This window comes from Clostridium moniliforme, assembly GCF_017873235.1.
Lineage (GTDB): Bacteria > Bacillota > Clostridia > Clostridiales > Clostridiaceae > Clostridium > Clostridium moniliforme.
This window is the reverse complement of record NZ_JAGGJZ010000006.1, coordinates 122,641-144,910: the sequence shown is the minus strand read 5'-3', so window position 1 is coordinate 144,910 and position 22,270 is coordinate 122,641. Positions and strand designations below refer to the sequence as shown.

Here is a 22,270-nt window from a genome sequence, read left to right as displayed (position 1 = left end):
ATTTTATGATTTTAGGAGGGTAATATGAAAGAGAAAATTAGAGAGTATGTAATTATAACTATAGGGATAATGCTAGTAGGAATTGCTATTCAATTTTTTTATGTACCAAATAACATAACTGGTGGTGGAGTTACAGGAATTGCACTTATTGTTAACCATTACATACCGAATGCTAATCTTGGTATTCTAATGGGAATTATGAATATATTTCTATTTATATTATCTTTTATTGTTATAGGAAAAAGCTTTGGTGGAAAAACAATTTATGCCGCTATGGGATTATCATTTATTAACTGGTTTGCAGAAGCTTTCATTAAACCTGTAGGTATTCCTAATAATCCAATGCTTGCTACTATTGCGGGAAGTACTTTTTTGGGAATTGGACTTGGAATAGTTTTTACTCAAAATGCTTCAACTGGAGGAACTGATATAATAGCTAAAATACTAAATAAGTTTTTTCATATTGATATGGGAAAAGGTATGCAGATGGTAGATATAGTTGTTGTAACCTTAAGTGCATTTACTTTTGGTATTGAAAAAGGTATTTATGCAGGTATTTGTGTATTACTAAATGGTATAGTTATAGATAAGGTTATATCAGGATTTAATACGTGTTATCAAGTTATTATATTTACTCAAAAAACTGATATTTTAAAGGAATATATTATAAACAAAATAGATAGAGGATGTACTATCTTTAATGGAAAAGGTGGGTATACAGGAGAAAGCAAAGACGTAGTATATTGTGTTCTTAGTAGGTCACAGCTTATGAGAGTTAGAAGGTTTGTTAGAGAAAATGAACCAAATGCCTTTGTTATAGTTAATGATGCATATGATGTATTAGGCAAAGGATTTTTGGATCTAGAATAATAAACTTATAAAATTTATAAGTTATTATTATAAAATAAAAATTAAATAATATGAGGTGATCGGATGAATAAAAAATTATTAAAAGATTATTTTGTAATTACAATTGGAGTAATATTAGTTGCTATTTCAGTGGAATATTTTTTTGCACCAAATAAATTAGCAGCAGGTGGGATCACCGGACTTGCCATTGTAATAAATAAATTTGTTCCAATTATTGGGGTAGGTATAATTACATTAATAATAAATTTAATTTTATTTGTTGTTGCATTTATTTTTATAGATGGAAATTTTGGAGGAAGAACAATATATGCAAGTATAGCTATGTCTATATTTATGTGGCTTATAGAGAAATTTTTAAGTCCATTTGCAATTACAACAGATTTAATAATAGCAACTATTTTTGGAACATTAATATCTGCTATTGGAATGGCTTTAGTATTTAATAAAAACTCATCTACAGGTGGAACGGATATTATAGCTAAATTAATGAATAAATTTTTACATATAGATATTGGAAAGTCACTACTTATAGTAGATCTTATAATAACTTTACTAGGTGCTTATGTATTTGGATTAGATTTAGGATTCTATTCAATGTTAAGTGTAATAATACTAGGGGTTACAATAGATAAGATTATAGAAGGATTTAATGTATGTAAAGAAGTAGTCATTATAAGTGAAGAAACTGAAAAAATAAGCAAATTCATATTAGAAGAACTTTCAAGAGGTTGCACATGCCTTAAAGGTATGGGAGGCTTTTCTAAAAAAGATAGTTATATTATATATACAGTTTTAAATAGAAATGAATTTATAAAGTTAAAAAATCATATTGCAGATATAGATAAAAAAGCCTTCGTTACTGTTGGAGAAGTTCATGAAGTTTTGGGAGAAGGATTTACAGAAATAATATAGCCTAAAAATTTACAAAAAAAGTTATAACATTTTGTTGAATTTTAGGATAATATTAAAAACTTAATAAAATTTTATATTATATGAACGAATACATGTGATATAATAGCCTTGTATAATGGACGACGGGGTTTATTAATTGAGTCCAAATCTATAAGGAGTGTTTAGAGAATGATAGAATTTAAGAATGTGTCTAAAATTTATGATAACAATGTAAAAGCTCTTTCAGATGTTAATGTAGAAATAGAAGCAGGAGATTTCGTATTTTTAGTTGGACCATCAGGAGCTGGTAAATCAACTTTTATAAAAATGATATTAAAGGAAGTTGAACCTACATCAGGGCATTTAATTGTTTCAGGTAAAGATTTAGCAGAAATAACAAGAAAGCAAACACCATACTATAGAAGAAAAATAGGAATGGTTTTTCAAGACTTTAGATTAATACCAAGTTTAAATGTTTATGAAAATGTAGCTTTTGCTATGAAGGTAGTTGAGGCTACTCCAAAAGAAATAAGAAGAAGGGTACCAATGGTATTATCTCTAGTTGGATTATCACATAAGTACAAAATGTTTCCTCATGAGCTGTCAGGAGGAGAACAACAAAGAGTTTCTTTGGCAAGGGCTATAGTTAATAATCCATCAGTTTTAATTGCCGATGAGCCTACAGGAAACTTAGACCCTGAAACATCAAAGGAAATAATGGAACTTTTAGATGATATAAATAAAGCTGGAACAACTGTTCTTATGGCAACACATGCTCAAGATATAGTTAATGACATGAAAAAGAGAGTTATTGCTATAGAAAAAGGAGAAATTGTAAGAGACGAGAAGAAAGGTAGGTACAATGATGAAAATTAATACGGTAAATCATTTTATTTCTGATGCTTTAAAAAGTTTAAGAAGAAATAAGACAATTTGTTTTGCTTCAGTTATTACAGTACTTATTACATTCTTCGTATTAGGTATATTCTTACTTATGACAAAGAACGTAGGATTAGCACTTGATAATGTCCAATCAAAAGTTGAACTTAAAGTATTCTTAAAAGACGATATTAAATTAATAGAAAAAAGAGAAGTTGAAATTAAGTTACATGAGCTTCCAGGAGTAAAGGAAGTTCAATACGAATCAAAGGATGATGCGTTTAAAAACTTCCAAGAAAGTACAAAGGAAAATAAAGGATTATTAGAAGGATATAGTCTTGATAAAAATCCATTCCCAGCATCATATATTGTAAAATTAAGTGATCCTAGCTATGCAAAATCAGTAACAGAAGGGGTTAAAAATTTACCTGGAGTTGAAAGTATAGGAAATCAACAAGATCTTATAAACACAATAACAAAGGTAGTAAATGCTATCAAGGGAGTAGGATTAGTATTATTTATAATACTAGTTGGTGTTGCAGTATTCTTAATAATGAATACAACTAAATTAACAGTATATTCAAGAAGAAGAGAAGTTGGAATAATGAAGTTTGTTGGTGCAACAGACTGGTTTATTAGATGGCCATTTATAATTGAAGGTATGATAATAGGGCTCGTTGGATCATTATTATCAGTACTATTAATATTTATTGCTTATAAAGGTTTCATTACTTGGATATCAGGAAAGTTACTATTAATATCATTAGTTCCTTTAAGCTATGTAGGAACATCATTATTGTTATACTTTGCTTTAGGTGGATTAGTAGTAGGTGGAGTTGCAAGTTATGCAGCTTTAAGAAAATTTTTAGTAGTATAAAATTTTTAAAAGTGAATAAAATATATTTAAAACTGAAACTCAGTAGGATTGTATTCCTACTGAGTTTAGTTTAATATAGAAAAAAAGTATAATATTATTATAAAATTAGAGGTGAGCGAGAGTTTTAGAAAGGATGTTTTGCTAATGAAACCGTATGGCGATAATAAAAATAAGAGAGTCTATTATGGAATAATAGGAGCAATTTTAGTTGTGATTTTATGTTTTGGAAGCTTTTATTTAGGAAATTTTGCAGCAACTAAAGGAATTGTTCTTCCAAATGCTAATGCAAAAGTTGAAAATACTTTTAAAGATTTTGATGATATAAGTAAATATCAAGAACTTTTTGAAGTTAGGAAAGCTTTAATTAAAAATTACGATGGTGAAATAAATGATAATAAATTATTACAGGGAGCTATTAAAGGTATGGTAAATTCATTAGGAGATCCATATACAGTATATATGAGCACTGATGAATATAAAAAGTTTAATGAACAAAATTCTGGAGAATACATGGGAATTGGAGTTTTTGTTGGAGTTAAAGATGGAAAAGTAACTATAATAGCACCTATAGATGGATCACCAGCTGCAAAGGCAGGATTAAAGAGTAATGATGTTATCCTTGCAGTAAATGGCAAAAAAGTTTCTGGAAATGTAGAGAAGGTAACATCTTTAATTAAAGGCAAAAAGAAAGAAGAAATAACATTAACAATTCAAAGAAAGGGAGAGAAGCCTTTTGATGTTAAAGTTATGAGGGATGTTATAAAAACAGATTCTGTTGCTGGGAAAATGTTAGAGAATAATGTTGGATATATTCAAATAGCATCATTTAATGCAGGAGTTACTAAAGACTTTAAAAGTGAAATAGAAAAGTTAAAGGCTAAAGGAATGAAGAAAATGATATTGGATTTAAGAGGTAATCCAGGTGGATATCTATCAGAAGCTGTAGGTGTTGCATCACAATTCATTCCTAAAGGAAAGATAATAACATATACAGTAGATAAATATAACAATAGAGCAGAAGAGGTTTCAAAAGGTGGAATTGCTGAAGGAATGCCTTTAGTAGTTCTTGTTAATGGAGGAAGTGCAAGTGCATCTGAAGTTGTTACTGGAGCTTTAAGAGATTATAAAGTACCAACTATAATAGGAACTAATACATTTGGAAAAGGTATAGTTCAAGCACCAGTTGAATTTAAAGATGGAAGTGCATTAAAGGTTACTGTATCAAAATATTATACTCCAGATGGAGAAAATATTAATCATAAGGGAATTAAACCTAATATAATAGTAAATTTACCTAAAGACTTTTTAGAGAAACCTTATAATATAAAAAATGATGTTCAGGTAAATAAAGCTTTAGAGGTTATAAATAAAAAATAAATAAAAATATGTAATTTAGGAGACAGTATGGATTTAATTTTAAATACCTTAAAATCAGTATCATATATATTTATTTCACCTTCTTTATTATTAGTTTTAATTATTATTGGGATAATATTTTATTCAAAAAATAGAAAAATTACTTTAATGCAGAAAATGATTCTAGGGGAGAGTATTAACTCTCCCCTAGAACTTACATTATCACAAATAACATTAGGGATAATTAGTGGAACTATAATAAGCGTAATTCTTAGTGTGTTAGGAATTGTATTTAAAGAAAATTCTGGAATTGAAATGTTGTTCTTGTTATCAATATTAATTATTTTTTCTAATAAAAAAATAATTAATATTGCTTATTTAGGTGGAATTATTGGAGGTTTAAGTATAATTGTAACTTATCTTAATATTTTTGGAACTAAGAATAATCTTTTAAAACTTGATATAAGAGAATTAGTTATTTTAGTTGGAGTAATTTATATAATTCAAGGATTTCTAATAATGTTTGATGGAAGTAGAGGAAGTATACCTATATTTTCTAAAAATAATGGAAGAGTAATAGGTGGATATATGTTAAATAGATCTTGGATAATGCCAATTGCACTTTTTATTTTATTATTAAATGGAATAAATTCAAATGGATTAATAGAAAACACAATCTATCCAAATTGGTGGCCTATAATATCTAATAATAAAGTTCTTCAGTTAATAGCAACAGGAACATTAATTATGGTACCATATTTTTCTGTAGTTAATTATTCTTCTATTACTTTTACTAAAACAAAGAAAATGAAAACTTTGAGTTCTGGAATATATATGGTATTATATGGAGTTTTGTGTTGTTTAATTTCATTTGTTACAGAAACTGGACTAGCAGGTAAAATATTCGTTGTAATTATGGTTCCATTAATTTATGAAGTGATTACAAGGTTCTCTAAGAAAATAGAAGATAAAAAGAAACCTATGTTTTATAGTGATGATAGAGGAATTTCTGTTTTAGAAGTTATTCCTTTATCTAAATCATATATAGCAGGGATAAGAGCAGGAGATAGAATAACTTCTATTAGAGGAAAATATATTGAAAGCGAAAAAGATGTATATGAAGCATTAATGAATAATGATATTAATGTTCAACTTGAAATAGAAAGCTTAAAAGGAGAAAGAAAAAATATTCAATTAGGTAAAGGTAAAAATCCAGGTTTTCTCCTTGTTCCAAGAACTATAAATGAAAAGAAAAAAGTAGATTTAACAAAAAAGAAAATTAATGAAATACTAGATAAACTTAAAAATAGTTAATAAATTTGAAAAATAGAGTTTAATATAAATTTAAAGTTTTGAATTGAGGTGGATTTATGGGAGAATTTAAAATAAAATCTAAGTTTAAACCTATGGGAGATCAACCACAGGCAATAGATACAATAGTAAATTCTATAAATGATGGTAATGAATTTCAAACACTTTTAGGAGTTACAGGTTCAGGAAAAACTTTTACTATGGCAAATATAATAGAAAGAACACAAAAACCAACTATTGTATTGGCACATAATAAAACATTAGCAGCACAACTGTGTTCTGAATTTAAAGAATTTTTTCCAGATAGTATAGTTGAATATTTTGTATCTTATTATGATTATTATCAACCAGAGGCATATGTTCCTCAAACAGATACCTTTATTGAAAAAGATGCATCTATAAATGATGAAATAGATAAACTTCGTCACTCAGCTACATCAGCCCTTTTTGAAAGAAAAGATGTAATTATTGTTGCATCAGTTTCTTGTATATATGGATTAGGTAATCCAGATGAATATAAGAAACTTACAATAAGTCTTAGAACTGGCATGGAAAAGGATAGAGATGAAATAATAAAAAAACTTATAGAAATTCAATATGAGAGAAATGATATTGATTTTTCAAGAGGAACTTTTAGAGTTAGAGGAGACTCTTTAGATATTATTCCAGCATCATCTTCAAATAAAGGAATTAGAGTGGAATTTTTTGGAGATGAAATTGATAGGATCAGAGAGTTTGATGTTTTAACAGGGAAAATTATTGGTGAAAGAAATCATGCTCAAATATATCCTGCATCTCACTTTGCTGCTTCAAAAGAAGTATTAGATAAAGCAATTGTTGTAATTGAAGAGGAACTTGAAGATAGATTAAGAGAATTGAATGCACAAGATAAATTATTAGAATCCCAAAGATTAAGACAAAGAACTAACTTTGATATAGAAATGATAAGAGAGATGGGATATTGTAGTGGAATAGAAAATTACTCAAGAATATTAGATGGAAGAGCACCTGGAACTCCACCTAAAACTTTACTTGATTATTTCCCAAAAGATGATTACTTAATGTTTATTGATGAAAGTCATGTAACACTTCCACAAGTTAGGGCAATGTATGCAGGTGATAGATCAAGAAAGGATTCTTTAGTTGAGTATGGATTTAGATTACCATGTGCTTATGATAATAGACCGTTAAAGTTTGAAGAATTTGAAAATAAAATAAATCAAGTTGTTTTTGTAAGTGCAACTCCAGGAAAATATGAAGAGGAACATGCAAAGGTTATTGCAGAACAAATAATAAGACCAACAGGACTTTTAGATCCAGAAATTATAATAAGGCCAGTAACAGGTCAAATTGATGACTTGTATGGAGAAATAAGAAAAACAACAGAAAAAGGATTTAGAACTCTTATTACAACATTAACTAAAAAAATGGCAGAGGATTTAACTAAGTATTTAATAGAACTTGGAATAAAGACAACTTATATGCATTCTGATATTGATACAATTGAAAGAATGAAAATTATAAGAGATTTAAGACTTGGAAAATATGATGTATTAGTTGGAATTAATCTTTTAAGAGAGGGGCTTGATATTCCAGAAGTTGCCTTAGTTGCAATCTTAGATGCAGATAAAGAGGGCTTTTTAAGGTCAGAAACTTCACTTATTCAAACAATAGGAAGAGCTGCAAGAAACTCAGAAAGTAAAGTTATTATGTATGCAGATAATATAACAGGTTCAATGGATAGGGCTATAAAAGAAACTGAAAGAAGAAGGGTTATACAACAAGATTATAATAAAGAACATAACATAACTCCAAAAACAATAATAAAAGATGTAAGAGAAGTAATTGAAGCAACAAAGATGACAGAAGATGAGACAAAGAAAGAAATGAAAAAACAAGGCAAAAAGTTAACTAAGAAAGAAAAGGAAAAATTAATTAAACAATATACAGATGAAATGATGGATGCTTCTAAAAACCTTCAATTTGAAAGAGCAGCAGAACTTAGAGATATGATTAAAAAATTAAATAAATAAAAAATAAAAGACAGAATATTTATCTGTCTTTTATTTTTTATAAAACTAGAACAATCAAACAATTTGACTATCAAAATATTTTGTGTATACTATTATAGTAAAAATAATATTAAAGAGGTGACCTAATGACAAAGTGTAAAAACATTTGGAGAGGATTTGCAGGTATTTTAATTTTATTAGCATTGATTGGATCTTTTGTTTGTCAAATAATATCAACAGAAATACCAACTTATTTTGGGAGGGCTTTAGGATATTTTTCATATTTTACTGAATATAGCAATATTTTAGTTATGTTATGGTTCATTAATAAATCATTTTTAAATGGGAAAATTAAATTTTTAAATAAAGATAGTGTAAGAGGAGCCTTAACATTATATATATGTATTGCGGGAATTGTGTATTTTTTAGTTTTAAATTTAGCATGGAAACAACAAGGAATTGAAAAAATTCAAAGTTATATATTACATGGTTTTGCACCTTTAGAATTTGTTTTTGATTGGCTAATTTTTGGTGAAAAAGGAAAATACAATTATAAAAATATTATTTTGTGGATTATATTTCCAATAGTTTACTTGTTCATAGCATTATTTTTAGGACATGCTATAAACAAATATCCATATCCATTTTTAGATTTAAATAGCATAAGTTTTAGTATATTCTTAAATAATATTTTTAAGCTTATTATAGAATTTTTAGTAATGGCATTTATTATAGTAAGTTTAGACAAGTTTCTTAAGAAATTAATTATATTAAAAAATAAATCTATAAAATTAGCAAATAATTAAAATAATTTAAAGCAATAGCTATGATAAAATATTATGTAAGGATGGTGAATTACTATGGATAAAAACGAATTAAAAAGAATTAGAGAAACAGCTGAAAAATATTATAGAGATGGAGACTTTTTTTGCTCAGAAGCAATTGTAAAAACATTAAAGGATGAGTTTATGCCAGAATTAAGTGATGATGTTGTAAAGATGGCATCTGGATTTCCAGTTGGAATAGGAAGAACTGGTTGCACTTGTGGAGCATTAACTGGAGGAATATTAGTACTTGGAATGATATTTGGTAGAAGTGAAGCTAGGGGACAAGAATCAGCTAAGGTTTTAGAATTATCTAAAGAGCTTCATGATAAGTTTGTTGAAATGAATAAGTGTACTTGCTGTAGAGTATTAACTAAAGGTATGGTAAAAGGTTCAAAAGAACATAAGGATCAATGTGTTAGATTTACAGGGGAAATGGCAGAAGAAACTGCTAAAATTATTATAAGGGAAAAAGAGTTATAGATAATAAAAAAAGCTGGTATTTCAGATACCAGCTTCTTTAATAAAATATACTATCTATAAATAATATAATAATATTTAACATAGATATTTTTGATATTATATAAATTTCAAAAAATGTAGACACTAAATATGCAATAGAAAATGTATATAATAATTTATTATAATTTTTAACAATTTCTTTAAAACCACTATATAAAACCAATATTGAAGTCATTAAACCAACTATAAAAATAATAATAGAAAATTTAAAGCTAATTATTGATATTATAGTTTGAATTAAAACAAAAGTTCCTCTAACTATTAATGCAGAAAGAAGTACTCTAAGAAAATCTTGTAGTTTAATTTCTTCTTTAAAAATAAATTTATAAATTGCAAATACCAAAAATAATATTATTCCATAAAAGATAACTAGATTAATTATATAAGATAAGAAAATTTCATAAAATGGTATTGAAATAGTTATGCTTGAATTGAATAATTTTAGTGATATAGTAAGCATAATAGATATTATCAATGTAATAATTCCTAAATAAATATAGTTATTATTATCGCTTAATGTTTCTTTAAGATTTGAAATTTCAGTTAGTGGATTTTTTATACATTTACCAATTGTTTTAAAGAAATCTTTGCTTGAATCAGAGTTATCCTTAGAATTTATTTTTTGTTCTATTTTTGTTCCACAATTTGGGCAAAAAGTAGAATCGTTTGAAATGTTACTTCCACAATTTGGACAAAACATAATCACGCCTCCTTTGTATTAACGCAAAAATTATATCTAAATTTGCATATAAATGTCAAATATATTATATATTTATAATAAAAATTTTTAAAATTTATATAAATTTGATTTAATTAAAATTAAGTTATTAAGTAATAAAATTTATTTTTTAGTAATAATAAAAAATAGTGATATAATTGACAATATAAAGATAAGAAATTACAATTAATTTACGAGAACTTATGTTCGGGAATTAATTAATAAATATAGGTTTAAAATAAGGTTATAAGTTAAAAGAGAGGAATTTAATATATGAAGGATAAGATTATAATAAAAGGAGCTAAGGTACATAATTTAAAAAATGTTAGTTTAGAAATACCTAGAGATAAATTAATAGTTTTTACAGGACTTTCAGGTTCAGGTAAATCATCTCTTGCCTTTGATACTCTTTATGCGGAAGGACAAAGGAGATATGTTGAATCATTATCAGCTTATGCAAGACAATTTTTAGGTCAAATGAATAAGCCTGATGTGGAATATATTGAAGGATTATCACCAGCAATTTCTATAGATCAAAAGACAACAAGCAAAAATCCAAGATCAACAGTTGGAACAATAACAGAAATATATGATTATTTAAGACTCCTTTATGCAAGAGTTGGTATTCCACACTGTCCAAAGTGTGGAAAAGTAATAAGTCAGCAATCTGTGGATCAAATTATAGATAAGGTAATGGAACTTGAAGAAAGAACTAAAGTTCAAATTCTAGCACCTGTTGTAAGAGGAAGAAAAGGGACTCACGAAAAAATATTAGAAAATATTAAAAAGAATGGATTTGTAAGAGCAAGAATTGATGGAGAAATTTATGATCTTACAGAGGATGAAGTAAAATTAGAAAAAAATAAAAAACATAGCATAGAAGCTATTGTAGATAGATTAGTTATTAAAGAAGGAATTGAAGGAAGACTTACAGATTCAATAGAAACAGCTTTAAATCTTTCTGAAGGTTTGGTTATAATAAATGAAATTGGAAAGGGAGATACATTATATAGTGAAAAATTTTCTTGTCCAGATTGTGGAATAAGCATAGAAGAGTTAGCACCAAGAATGTTTTCATTTAATTCACCCTTTGGAAAATGTGATTATTGTGATGGACTTGGAACTTTAATAGAGATTGATGAAAATCTAATAATTCCAAATAAAAATTTAAGTATTATGGAAGGTGCTATTGCTTGTTGGGGTGAAAGTAGATTAAAGGAGGATTCTTGGACATTTGCTTTTTTAAAAGCATTAAGTAAAGAATATAAATTTGATTTAAATACACCAATAAAGGATTTGCCTAAAGATGTAGTAAATATAATTTTATATGGAACTGAAGGAAAAAGAGTAAAGGTAGACTATGTTAAAGATGGAATAAAAGCAACTTATAATTCTTCTTGGGAGGGAGAAATAAATTCACTTCAAAGAAGATACAGAGAAACAAATTCAGATGTAATAAAAAGTGATATAGAACAATACATGAGTAATAAATATTGTCCAAAGTGTAAAGGGGCAAGGCTTAATAAAGAAGCACTTGCAGTAACTGTTGGGGATAAAAATATTTATGAATTTACAACTCTTCCAATAAAAGAAGAATTAGATTTTATAAATAATGTGGAATTTTCAGAGAAGAACAAAATAATAAGTGAGCAAATAGTAAAAGAAATAAGCAGTAGATTAAAATTCTTAGTAGATGTAGGATTAGATTATTTAACTTTATCAAGAAGTTCAGGAACATTATCAGGAGGAGAATCTCAAAGAATAAGGCTTGCAACTCAAATTGGATCTGCACTTATGGGAGTTTTGTATATTTTAGATGAACCTAGTATAGGACTGCACCAAAGAGATAATGATAGGCTTATAAAAACATTAAAACACCTTAGAGATGTTGGAAATACAGTTATTGTTGTAGAACATGATGAAGATACTATAAAAGAAGCTGATTTTATTGTTGATATTGGACCAGGTGCAGGAGAACATGGTGGAAATATTGTAGCTGCAGGAACATTAGATGAAATTAAAAAATGTAAAGATTCAATAACAGCACAATACTTAACAGGGAAAAAGGAAATTAAAGTACCAAAGGAAAGAAGAAAAGGTAACGGCAATAAAATTACTGTTGTAGGAGCAAAAGAAAATAACCTAAAAAATATAAAGGTAGATTTTCCTCTTGGAGTTTTAACAATAGTTACTGGTGTTTCAGGTTCAGGAAAAAGTACTTTAGTTAATGAAATATTATATAAAGGATTAAATAAATTAGTAAATAAGAGCAAAAATCCTGTAGGAGCTTATAAAGAGATAAAAGGATATAAAAATATAGATAAAATAATAGATATAGACCAAAGTCCAATTGGAAGAACACCACGTTCTAATCCAGCAACTTATACAGGAACATTTGATGTAATTAGAGAATTATTTTCTCAAACTCCAGAAGCAAAAATGCGAGGTTACAAACCTGGAAGATTTAGCTTTAATGTTAAAGGTGGAAGATGTGAAGCTTGCTCTGGTGATGGAATAATAAAAATAGAAATGCAATTTTTATCAGATGTTTATGTTCCATGTGAAGTATGTAAAGGAAAAAGGTATAATAGAGAAACTTTAGAAGTAAAATATAAAGGTAAAAACATAGATGATGTTTTAAATATGACAGTTGAGGAAGCTTTAGAATTCTTTGAGCATATTCCAAGAATTAAAAATAAACTTCAAACATTATATGATGTAGGTCTTGGTTATATAAGACTTGGTCAACCATCAACTCAACTATCAGGAGGAGAAGCACAAAGAATTAAACTTGCTTCTGAACTTTCAAAGAGAAGTACAGGAAAGACACTTTATATATTAGATGAACCAACAACAGGTCTTCATATTGATGATGTTAATAGATTAATAGGAATACTTCAAAGACTTGTAGATTCCGGAAATTCAGTGGTAGTAATAGAACATAATTTAGATATGATAAAATGTGCAGATCATATTATAGACCTAGGCCCAGAAGGTGGAGATAAAGGTGGAACAATAGTTGCTGTTGGAACTCCAGAAAAAATATGCAAAGTAGAAGAATCATATACAGGAAAATATTTAAATAATATATTAAATTAAATATTAGAAACAAAATATTATAAATAAATTAATTAGCTTTTATAAAAATTTACTACAAAAGTTACCTAATTATTTGTGTAAACAATAATTGTAATATAAATGTATGAAATTAATAGTATTTTGGTGTATAATCAAAAAGATAAAGTAATTTTTCGAGGTGAAAAGATGGATTTTTCAAAATTTATTGCAGGCGTATTTGGAATAATTTTTATCATACTATTATACTTTATAATTGTTTATGCTTTAAAGATAATGGCAAAGGATGTAAAGGGTGGAGGGAATTCTAAAAGACCAATACCTGTTAGAAAGAGACATCATGGAATAGAGATAATAGAAGTAGGAGAAAATACGTCATTAAAGATGGGGTCGATAATACCTATTAGAGATATAACAACAATAGGTAGAAGAGGTAGTAACACAGTAGTATTGACAGATCAATATGTATCAGGAAATCATGCTAAAATAACAGTTAAAAATAATACGCTTGTGTTAGAAGATTTAAATAGTACAAATGGTACTTTTTTAAATGGTCAAAAAATTACTGGAAGAGTAAAATTATTTGCTAAGGACAAGATAGCTATAGGAACAGCAGTGTTTAAAGTATTGTCTTAGGTATTATGGGGTGATTAAATGGTAAAAAGTAAAAAAGAAAGCATAATGCTAGGCTTAACGTATTTATTATGTATAGCTCTTTTCGGAAATTTAGCTATCCTAAAATCTCCTATAGACAAAAATGCTTTATATTTTGGAGGCATATTATGTGTAGTTATATTTGTCGCACATTTTATTGTTAGAAAGTTTTATCCAGACGGGGATAAATTCATTCTTACTTTTTCATGTATTTTAGTAGTTATAGGAATTGCTATGCTTTATAGGTTAAATCCAAGTGTAGCAGAAAAGCAATTAATGTGGTTTTTAGCTAGTATAGTTGTATTTGTAGTTATACTAAAGGCTTTTCCAGACTTTAGAAATTTTGCTAAATATAAAAAAATATATATGATATTAATTTTTATATTTATGCCAATGGCACTTGTTATTGGTAAAGAAGTTTATGGAGCAAAAAACTGGGTTATATTTGGTCCTATAAGTTTTCAGCCTTCAGAATTTGGAAAGATAGCATTAGTTTTATATTTATCATCAGCGCTTAGAGAATATAAAAATGGGGATAATTCTAAATTAAACTTTAAAAATCTTATACAACCAGGTTTAGTTGTAATGTTTAGTTTAGGTTGTATGGTATTACAGAGAGATTTAGGATCAGCCTTAATTTTCTTCGGAATATCAGTAACAATGTTATATATAGCCACAGCAAAGAAAAAGTATGTGCTAACATGCTTAGGACTATTTGCAGTTGGGTCAGTTGCAGCATACTATATGTTTGGTCATGTAAGGCAAAGAGTTTTAATATGGAAAAACCCTTGGGAGTATGCACAAAATCAAAGTTATCAATTAGTACAAGGATTATACTCAATATCATCAGGTGGAATGATGGGATCAGGACTTGGTCAAGGATACCCAGGATTTGTACCTGTAAATACAACAGACTTTATATTTGCAGCAATATGTGAAGAAATGGGTATGGTTTTTGGAATAGGGATAATGATTGTTTATTTCCTATTATTTTATAGGTGTATAAGAACAGCATTTGTTACAGATGATGAATTTTTACAACTTAATGCAGTTGGATTTAGTGCTATGATAGCTTGCCAAGTTTTAGTTATTATTGGTGGTATATTTGCACTTATTCCATTAACAGGTATAACATTACCACTTATAAGTTATGGTGGATCGTCAATGCTTACAATGTTTTTTGCATTAGGAATATTACAAAAGATATCAGAGGAGGGCTAGTATGAAGGGTGATATTAAAGACAGTGTAAAAAAAGTAATGATTGTTTTCTTATTTTGCTTTATAGCCCTTATATCATATATAGCCTATTTCCAAGTGTTTAAAGCACCTAAGATTGCAGAAATGCCAGGTAATCAAAGGGCTTGGGCTAGAAGAAATGAAGTCCTAAGAGGAGAAATTTTGGACAAAGATGGAAATGTTATTGCAAAAAGTGTTAGAAAGAAGAATAACAGTCAAGAAAGAGAATATAAATATGATGCAATATACGGACATCCAATAGGATATGTTAGTAATAAATATGGAATAACAGGTCTTGAAAAAGTTTATGATAAACAATTAACAACAAGTTCAAATATGTCAGCAAGCTTTAAAAAGTTAGTAGATAAGCCTAATATAGAGAACTTAAAAAATGCATTTTTTACAAGACAAGATGACAAAGATAAAGTAGGAAATAATGTTGTTACTACACTTGATACAAAGCTTCAAAAGGTAGCTTATAATGCGTTAGGAGATAGTAGAGGTGCGGTAGTTGCATTAGACCCTAAAACAGGTAAGATTTTAGCAATGGTTTCAAAACCAAGCTTTAACCCAAATAATTTAGAAAGTGAAATGAAAAAGGCTAATGCTGGTGATTATGAACATAGTCCATTTATAAATAGAGCGACTCATGGAATGTATCCACCAGGTTCAACATTTAAAATAGTTACAACAACAAGTGCTCTTGAAAATATGCCAGGAGTACAAAATAGAACTTTTGATGATGAAGGAAAAATTAAATTTAAAGATGGAAGAACTTTAAACAATGATAGTGGAGAAGTTAATGGAAAAATTCAATTAGAAAAAGCATTTATACTATCAAGTAATGTTGTTTATGGAACTTTAGGAATGGAACTTGGTAACACTAAGCTAAGAGATACAGCGGAAAAGTTTGGATTTAATAAAGATATTTCTGCAAATGGATTTAGTATAGAACCAAGTAAATTTCCAAAACTTAAAGATTGGCAAGTAGGTGAGATGGCACAATCAGGTATTGGTCAAGGTAGTATACTTGCAACTCCAATGCAAATGGCATTAGTTGCATCAGCAGTAGCTAATGATGGTGTTATAATGGAGCCAAGTCTTGTTAATAAGGTTGTTGATAAAGATGGAAATACTGTAGAAAGTATTAAGTCTAAAGAATTTAGTAAAGTAATGTCATCAGATGATGCAGCTTTAATTAAATCATATATGAAAGGCCTAGTTGATAAAAATATTAAAAATGGTTCATGGGGTTACTTAAAAGGAACAGATGCTGCTGGTAAAACAGGTACTGCAGACCATAGATTATCAAATGGGCAACTTGGTAAACCACATTCATGGTTTGTTAGTTTTGCACCTGCAAGTAATCCAAAGATTGCTGTAGCAGTAATTGTTGAAGAAGGTGGATATGGTGCTGGTAGAGCAGCCACTGTTGCAGGTAAAGTTATAAATGCAGAATTACAAAATTAATGTGATATTTAATATGAAAGGGTATCTTAATAGGGTACCCTTTTTATGATAATGGATGCAAGGAGGGGATTGAAATTTTTGACTTTGAGTATCAATTAAAAATATTACCTGATAAACCTGGAGTATATTTAATGAAAAATTCTTTAGGCGAAATAATATATGTTGGTAAGGCTAAGATATTAAAAAATAGAGTTAGACAATATTTTAGAAATTCTAAAAATCATTCAGAAAAAGTTAAGGCTATGGTTAAGAATATAGCTGAGTTTGAATATATAGTTACAGATTCAGAAATGGAAGCATTAATTTTAGAATGTAATCTTATAAAAAAGTATACCCCTAAATATAATATTGCATTAAAAGATGATAAGTTTTATCCATTTATAAAAATAACAACTAATGAAGAGTTTCCAAGGGTATTTGTAACAAGAAATTTTGCAAAGGATGGAAATAAATATTTTGGACCATATACAAATGGAGGAGCTGTATATGAGACTATTAATTTAATAAGAAAAGTATTTCCTATTAGAACTTGCAAAAGAAATATCATAGAGGGAGGAGAACCTACAAGACCATGTTTAAATTTTCATATAAATAAATGTAATGGACCTTGTGGAGGATATGTTTCAAGAAAAGATTATGGAATTATGATAAATTCTGTTATTGATATTTTAAATGGTAAAGATAAAGAAGTTACTAATAAATTAAAGAAAGATATGGAGAAGGCAGCTAGTAATCTTGAATTTGAAAAGGCAGCTTCTTATAGAGATAAAATTTTAGCAATAGATACTTTAATACAAAAACAAAAAATGTTTAAAGTAACAGATGAAGATGAAGATTTTATAAATATATATAGTGATGAAAAAGATAGTTGTGTTCAAGTATTTTTCTTAAGAGAAGGAAAAGTAACTGGTAGAGAGCATTTTATGATTGAAAATACAGCAGGAGATAAAATTTCGGAGATACTATCCAAATTTATTGTTAATTTTTATAGCGGAGTAGCTAAAATTGGTAAAAATATATATGTTCCAGAAATAGAAGACAAAGATATATTAGAGGAACTATTGACTATAAAAAGAGGTTCTAAAGTGTGGATTAAAATCCCTCAAAAGGGAAGTAAAAAAAGTATGTTAGATATGGTTAAAGAAAATGCAAAAGTAACATTAGAACAGTTTAAGGATAAAATATTAAAAGAAAAGGAAATTAATAAAATTTCTTTAATGGAACTTTCAAAGCTTTTAAGTTTAGATGATATTCCAAATAGAATAGAAGCATATGATATTTCTAATATTCAAGGGGTAGACTCTGTTGGGAGTATGATTGTATTTGAAGATGGAAAAGCAAAGAATAGTGATTATAGAAGATTTAGAATAAAAACTGTAAAAGGTGCCAATGATTATGATAGTATGAGAGAAATTTTAGAGAGAAGATTTTCTCATGGATTAAAAGAAATAAAAGAAATACAAAATAGAGAACTTGTATTTTCAAAAGGAAAATTTTCAAACTTTCCAGACTTAATTATGATGGATGGTGGAAAGGGACAAATTAATATTGCTTTAGAGGTATTAAAGAAACTTAATATAGAAATTCCTGTATGTGGTCTTGTAAAAGATGATAAACATCAAACTAGAGGAATAATATACAATAATGAGGAGCTTATAATAAATAGAAGTTCAAATCTTATGCAGCTTATAAGAAGAATTCAAGATGAAGTTCATAGATTTGCCATTACTTATCATAGATCCTTAAGAGATAAAAGGACACTTCATTCAATTTTAGATGATATACCTTATATTGGAAATAAAAGAAGGAAAGATTTACTTATGAAATTTGGAAGTGTAGAACAGGTAAAAAAAGCAAGTTTAGAAGAGCTGTTGGAAGTTCCAAGTATTGATAAAAAAGTTGCACAAAGTATAATTGAATACTTTAGAGGGCATGAGATAAATAAAAGTAACACAAATGTAAACTTATAGGACTTGTTTTAATTTCCAATTTAGAATATACTAAATAATTGTAAAAAATATATTTCAAGGAGTTTTTATGAATGAATAAATACGAAGAATTATTCAAAAACATATATTCAGAAAATCAAATAGAACTTAACGCAAATATGAGCGAACATATATATTTCAAGGTAGGTGGACCTGTTGATATATTACTTATACCAAAAACTAAAGAGCAAGTAATAGAAACAATAAAAATCTGTAATAAAAATAAAATAAATTATTTTGTTATTGGAAATGGTTCAAATTTACTTGTTAAAGATGGTGGTATAAGAGGTGTTGTTATAAAGCTTACTGAACTTAATGATATTAGAGTGGATAATAATAAAGTTATTGCTGAAACAGGTGCATTATTAAAAGACGCTTCAAAAGCAGCATTAGAAAATAAATTAACAGGATTAGAATTTGCTTGTGGAATACCTGGATCTATTGGTGGTGCTGTGTTTATGAATGCAGGAGCATATAATGGAGAAATTGCAGATGTAATTGAATGTGCAGAGGTTTTAACAGAGGATGGAGAAGTTAAAACTTATACTAAAGATGAATTAGAATTAGGATATAGAACATCAAGGGTTATGAAAGAGAAGGCAATAGTTTTAGAAGCTACCTTTGCTTTAAATTATGGTGAATATGAAAAAATAAAAGCAAGAGTTGATGATTTAACAGAAAAAAGAGAATCAAAACAACCTCTTGAATATCCATCAGCTGGAAGTACATTTAAAAGACCAGAAGGTCATTTTGCTGGAAAGTTAATTCAAGATGCAGGCCTTAAAGGTTACTCAATAGGAGGAGCTGCCGTTTCAGAAAAACATTCAGGATTTGTTATTAATAAAGGTGGAGCTACAGCAAAGGATGTATTAGATCTTATAAGTCATATTCAATGTGAAGTTAAGAAGCAATTTGGTGTTGAGCTTCATCCAGAAGTTAGAATAATAGGTGAAGATACTATATAAATTTAATTTATATAGCAAAACAAAAATGATATAATATAGTTGAAGATATTTATTAATAATTAGGCGGTATGTGTTTCATAGCGCCTTTTAAATTTAATAGTAAACATTATATATATGATATAATATATTATCTAGAGTGATAGCATTTTATTTAATAAGATAATGTGGTAGATACTCTCCTATAAATAAAGTTAAAAAAGGAGGAATAAGTTATGAGATTTGTAATAGTTACAGGATTATCAGGAGCAGGAAAGACAGAAGCAACTAGGAGTTTAGAGGATTTAGGTTATTTTTGCGTAGACAATTTACCACCACAATTAATACCTAAATTTGCTGAAGCCTGTAATAATGGAAGTATTGAAAAAGTAGCAATTGTTACAGACATAAGAGGTGGGATATTCTTTGATGATTTATTTGAAAGTTTATTATATTTAAAGAATAATGATTTTAAATATGAAATATTATTTTTAGAAGCATCAGATGAAGTTCTTGTTAAAAGATTTAAAGAAGCAAGAAGAAGTCATCCACTTTCACCAAAATCTCGTGTTCTTACAGGAATAACTGAAGAAAGAAATAAATTAAGAGAAGTTAAAGATAGAGCAGATGTAATAATAGATACATCAAAATATGCAATTAGAGATTTAAGAGAAAAAATGAACAGCTATTATGGATCTAGTGAGGAGCCAGATAAGGAATTATCAGTAACAATATTAAGTTTTGGATTTAAATATGGTATACCAGTTGATTCAGACTTAGTTTTTGATGTAAGGTTTATTCCAAATCCTTTTTACATTCCTGAATTAAAGAAATTTTCAGGAGCAGATGAACCTGTTAAAAAATATGTGTTAGATCAAAAAGAAACTACAGGATTTGTAGATAGATTTATGGATATGATTAAATTCTTAATACCAAATTATATTAAAGAAGGCAAGAGACAACTTATAATTTCAATAGGATGTACTGGAGGAAGACATAGATCAGTTGCAATAGCTAATAGAGTTCATGAGCTTCTAGTTGAAGAAGGGTATAAAGCAGGAATAGAACATAGAGATATAGTTGAAGATTTAAATAAGGGAGAAAAGAAGCTATGAGGCTTTCAGAATGGTTTAAGCCTGGAATAAAAGTTAAGAGATGGATAGCATTTGGACTTTTTGGAGTTTTATTAATTGCTTTTGGATTTACTGAACTTGTTACTCATAGAGTATATGATATGTATTATAAATTATTTTATATATGTCTTAATATAACTGGAGTATTTGTAATATATATATCAATTACAGAAGGAATGAAATCAGTAATTGCTCTTATGAACAAAGGATATATAAAAATGTCCCTAGATAGTAAGAAAATAGAAACCCTTATAACAGAAAAAAGACTTTTAGTTAAAGGACCTAAGATTGTAGTTATAGGAGGCGGTACAGGACTTTCAACTATGCTTAGAGGACTTAAGTATTATACTTCAAATATAACTGCAATTGTTACAGTTGGAGATGATGGTGGAGGTTCTGGAGATTTAAGAGAAGATCTTGGAATGCTTCCACCAGGAGATATAAGGAACTGTCTTTTAGCTTTATCAGATACAGAACCATTAATGGAAGATTTACTTGAATATAGATTTAAAGATGGAAGACTTAAAGGTCAAAGTTTTGGTAATTTATTTTTAGCAGCTATGGATGGAGTTTCAGAAAACTTTGTTGATGCAGTTAGAAAGATGAGTTCAGTTCTTGCAGTAACAGGTAAAGTATTACCAGTTACTTTAGATGATATGAAATTAATGGCTTATTTAGAAAATGGAAATCTTATAGAAGGTGAATCCTATATTCCTGTTGAAGCTATAAAACAAAAATCAAGAATAAAAAAGCTCACTATTGATCCAATTGATGCAAAACCTTTATCAGAAGCATTAAATGCCATAAAAGATGCAGATGCAATAGTAATGGGACCTGGAAGTCTTTATACAAGTGTTCTTCCAAATCTTTTAGTAAAGGGAATTACAACTGAAATAAGAAAAAGTGATGCTTTAAAAATATATATTTCAAATGTAATGACTCAACCTGGAGAAACTGATGGATTTAATGTTTGTGACCACCTTAATATACTAAGAAAATATGGTGGTAAAGACATAGTTAACTGTGTTATTGCAAATGTTGGAAGTATTAGTGCTGATATGAAGGAAAAATATAAGGAAAAAGGTTCTGAAGTTGTTAAGATTGATAGAAGCAAAATAAAAGATATTGATGTAGATATAGTAGAGCGAAATTTAGTAAGAATTAAAAATGGAACTATAAAACATGATTCTGATTATTTAGCTCAAGTACTAGTTGAAACAATTATGGAAAAGAAACTTCTTTATGATAGAAAGAAGATTATTGAATATATGTATCTTTCTCAAAGAATTAAGGAGAGAGATAAAATAGAAAAGAAAATAAAGAGAGAGAATTCTAATAATGTAGAATCTTAAAATAATAAGGTTAGCAATTTATTTTGCTAGCCTTATTATTTTTTTGATAATTTTTTGTTATATATTAATCTTTATTTAAGAATTGGAAGTTATAATCTTATTAAAGAATATTTTTAGGGTTATTTTATAAATTTTAATTTATATTATGTATTCATAATTT

18 protein-coding genes are annotated in these 22,270 nt (G+C 27.8%); 17 read left to right on the top strand and 1 reads right to left on the bottom strand.

Going from position 1 to position 22,270, the window contains the following annotated elements; translation table 11 throughout:
• Positions 1-24: 24 nt before the first annotated feature.
• From J2Z53_RS09920 to J2Z53_RS09880, 9 genes are all read left to right on the top strand, one after another.
• Positions 25-870 carry a YitT family protein gene (locus J2Z53_RS09920; RefSeq protein WP_209797335.1) on the top strand — a complete coding sequence of 282 codons (846 nt, stop codon included), beginning with the start codon at positions 25-27 and terminating at the stop codon, positions 868-870.
• Between the two features lie 63 nt (positions 871-933).
• Positions 934-1,782 (top strand): YitT family protein, encoded by an 849-nt coding sequence (locus tag J2Z53_RS09915; RefSeq protein WP_209797334.1) that lies wholly within the window; start codon positions 934-936, stop codon positions 1,780-1,782.
• A 168-nt stretch (positions 1,783-1,950) separates the two neighbouring features.
• On the top strand, positions 1,951-2,637 hold the full coding sequence (gene ftsE, locus J2Z53_RS09910) for a cell division ATP-binding protein FtsE (RefSeq protein ID WP_209797333.1): 687 nt from the start codon (positions 1,951-1,953) through the stop codon (positions 2,635-2,637).
• Positions 2,627-3,517 carry a permease-like cell division protein FtsX gene (ftsX, locus tag J2Z53_RS09905; RefSeq protein WP_209797369.1) on the top strand — a complete coding sequence of 297 codons (891 nt, stop codon included), beginning with the start codon at positions 2,627-2,629 and terminating at the stop codon, positions 3,515-3,517. The genes ftsE and ftsX overlap by 11 nt, the downstream gene beginning before the upstream one ends.
• Before the next feature lie 144 nt (positions 3,518-3,661).
• A complete protein-coding gene (locus J2Z53_RS09900; RefSeq protein ID WP_209797332.1) occupies positions 3,662-4,894 on the top strand; it encodes a S41 family peptidase in 1,233 nt (410 codons plus the stop codon).
• A gap of 27 nt (positions 4,895-4,921) precedes the next feature.
• On the top strand, positions 4,922-6,187 hold the full coding sequence (locus tag J2Z53_RS09895; protein ID WP_209797331.1) for a PDZ domain-containing protein: 1,266 nt from the start codon (positions 4,922-4,924) through the stop codon (positions 6,185-6,187).
• Positions 6,188-6,243: 56 nt separating this feature from the next.
• Positions 6,244-8,217, top strand: coding sequence for an excinuclease ABC subunit UvrB (gene uvrB / locus J2Z53_RS09890; protein WP_209797330.1), 1,974 nt, complete (start codon positions 6,244-6,246; stop codon positions 8,215-8,217).
• A gap of 125 nt (positions 8,218-8,342) precedes the next feature.
• Positions 8,343-9,002 (top strand): Pr6Pr family membrane protein, encoded by a 660-nt coding sequence (locus tag J2Z53_RS09885; RefSeq protein ID WP_209797329.1) that lies wholly within the window; start codon positions 8,343-8,345, stop codon positions 9,000-9,002.
• Positions 9,003-9,056: 54 nt separating this feature from the next.
• A complete protein-coding gene (locus J2Z53_RS09880; protein WP_209797328.1) occupies positions 9,057-9,503 on the top strand; it encodes a C-GCAxxG-C-C family (seleno)protein in 447 nt (148 codons plus the stop codon).
• A gap of 37 nt (positions 9,504-9,540) precedes the next feature.
• Here the strand turns inward: J2Z53_RS09880 and J2Z53_RS09875 are convergent, their stop codons facing one another.
• Positions 9,541-10,242, bottom strand: a complete 702-nt coding sequence (locus J2Z53_RS09875; protein WP_209797327.1) for a zinc ribbon domain-containing protein — start codon at positions 10,240-10,242, stop codon at positions 9,541-9,543.
• A 291-nt stretch (positions 10,243-10,533) separates the two neighbouring features.
• Here J2Z53_RS09875 and uvrA point away from each other — a divergent pair, with 291 nt between their 5' ends.
• The 8 genes from uvrA (at position 10,534) to J2Z53_RS09835 (ending at position 22,110) form a co-directional block, all read left to right on the top strand.
• A complete protein-coding gene (gene uvrA / locus J2Z53_RS09870; RefSeq protein ID WP_209797326.1) occupies positions 10,534-13,359 on the top strand; it encodes an excinuclease ABC subunit UvrA in 2,826 nt (941 codons plus the stop codon).
• 165 nt (positions 13,360-13,524) lie between these two features.
• Positions 13,525-13,971: an FHA domain-containing protein gene (locus tag J2Z53_RS09865; protein WP_209797325.1), complete on the top strand. Its 447-nt coding sequence runs from the start codon at positions 13,525-13,527 to the stop codon at positions 13,969-13,971.
• Between the two features lie 18 nt (positions 13,972-13,989).
• On the top strand, positions 13,990-15,210 hold the full coding sequence (locus tag J2Z53_RS09860) for an FtsW/RodA/SpoVE family cell cycle protein (RefSeq protein ID WP_209797324.1): 1,221 nt from the start codon (positions 13,990-13,992) through the stop codon (positions 15,208-15,210).
• Between the two features lies 1 nt (position 15,211).
• Positions 15,212-16,696: a peptidoglycan D,D-transpeptidase FtsI family protein gene (locus J2Z53_RS09855; protein ID WP_209797323.1), complete on the top strand. Its 1,485-nt coding sequence runs from the start codon at positions 15,212-15,214 to the stop codon at positions 16,694-16,696.
• Between the two features lie 74 nt (positions 16,697-16,770).
• Positions 16,771-18,666, top strand: coding sequence for an excinuclease ABC subunit UvrC (gene uvrC, locus J2Z53_RS09850; protein ID WP_209797368.1), 1,896 nt, complete (start codon positions 16,771-16,773; stop codon positions 18,664-18,666).
• A 71-nt stretch (positions 18,667-18,737) separates the two neighbouring features.
• Positions 18,738-19,649 (top strand): UDP-N-acetylmuramate dehydrogenase, encoded by a 912-nt coding sequence (murB, locus tag J2Z53_RS09845; protein WP_209797322.1) that lies wholly within the window; start codon positions 18,738-18,740, stop codon positions 19,647-19,649.
• A 212-nt stretch (positions 19,650-19,861) separates the two neighbouring features.
• Complete coding sequence (gene rapZ / locus J2Z53_RS09840; protein WP_209797321.1) at positions 19,862-20,740, top strand: RNase adapter RapZ; 879 nt, start codon at positions 19,862-19,864, stop codon at positions 20,738-20,740.
• Positions 20,737-22,110, top strand: a complete 1,374-nt coding sequence (locus tag J2Z53_RS09835; RefSeq protein WP_209797320.1) for a gluconeogenesis factor YvcK family protein — start codon at positions 20,737-20,739, stop codon at positions 22,108-22,110. Before rapZ ends, J2Z53_RS09835 begins: the two co-directional genes overlap by 4 nt.
• Positions 22,111-22,270: the final 160 nt, after the last annotated feature.

Excerpts from the sequence above, each read along its gene's own strand:
- J2Z53_RS09920 (WP_209797335.1), top strand. The coding sequence starts at position 25 with ATGAAAGAGAAAATTAGAGAGTATGTAATTATAACTATAGGGATAATG.
- J2Z53_RS09915 (WP_209797334.1), top strand. The coding sequence starts at position 934 with ATGAATAAAAAATTATTAAAAGATTATTTTGTAATTACAATTGGAGTA.
- ftsE (WP_209797333.1), top strand. The coding sequence starts at position 1,951 with ATGATAGAATTTAAGAATGTGTCTAAAATTTATGATAACAATGTAAAA.
- ftsX (WP_209797369.1), top strand. The coding sequence starts at position 2,627 with ATGAAAATTAATACGGTAAATCATTTTATTTCTGATGCTTTAAAAAGT.
- J2Z53_RS09900 (WP_209797332.1), top strand. The coding sequence starts at position 3,662 with ATGAAACCGTATGGCGATAATAAAAATAAGAGAGTCTATTATGGAATA.
- J2Z53_RS09895 (WP_209797331.1), top strand. The coding sequence starts at position 4,922 with ATGGATTTAATTTTAAATACCTTAAAATCAGTATCATATATATTTATT.
- uvrB (WP_209797330.1), top strand. The coding sequence starts at position 6,244 with ATGGGAGAATTTAAAATAAAATCTAAGTTTAAACCTATGGGAGATCAA.
- J2Z53_RS09885 (WP_209797329.1), top strand. The coding sequence starts at position 8,343 with ATGACAAAGTGTAAAAACATTTGGAGAGGATTTGCAGGTATTTTAATT.
- J2Z53_RS09880 (WP_209797328.1), top strand. The coding sequence starts at position 9,057 with ATGGATAAAAACGAATTAAAAAGAATTAGAGAAACAGCTGAAAAATAT.
- J2Z53_RS09875 (WP_209797327.1), bottom strand. The coding sequence starts at position 10,242 with ATGTTTTGTCCAAATTGTGGAAGTAACATTTCAAACGATTCTACTTTT.
- uvrA (WP_209797326.1), top strand. The coding sequence starts at position 10,534 with ATGAAGGATAAGATTATAATAAAAGGAGCTAAGGTACATAATTTAAAA.
- J2Z53_RS09865 (WP_209797325.1), top strand. The coding sequence starts at position 13,525 with ATGGATTTTTCAAAATTTATTGCAGGCGTATTTGGAATAATTTTTATC.
- J2Z53_RS09860 (WP_209797324.1), top strand. The coding sequence starts at position 13,990 with ATGGTAAAAAGTAAAAAAGAAAGCATAATGCTAGGCTTAACGTATTTA.
- J2Z53_RS09855 (WP_209797323.1), top strand. The coding sequence starts at position 15,212 with ATGAAGGGTGATATTAAAGACAGTGTAAAAAAAGTAATGATTGTTTTC.
- murB (WP_209797322.1), top strand. The coding sequence starts at position 18,738 with ATGAATAAATACGAAGAATTATTCAAAAACATATATTCAGAAAATCAA.
- rapZ (WP_209797321.1), top strand. The coding sequence starts at position 19,862 with ATGAGATTTGTAATAGTTACAGGATTATCAGGAGCAGGAAAGACAGAA.
- J2Z53_RS09835 (WP_209797320.1), top strand. The coding sequence starts at position 20,737 with ATGAGGCTTTCAGAATGGTTTAAGCCTGGAATAAAAGTTAAGAGATGG.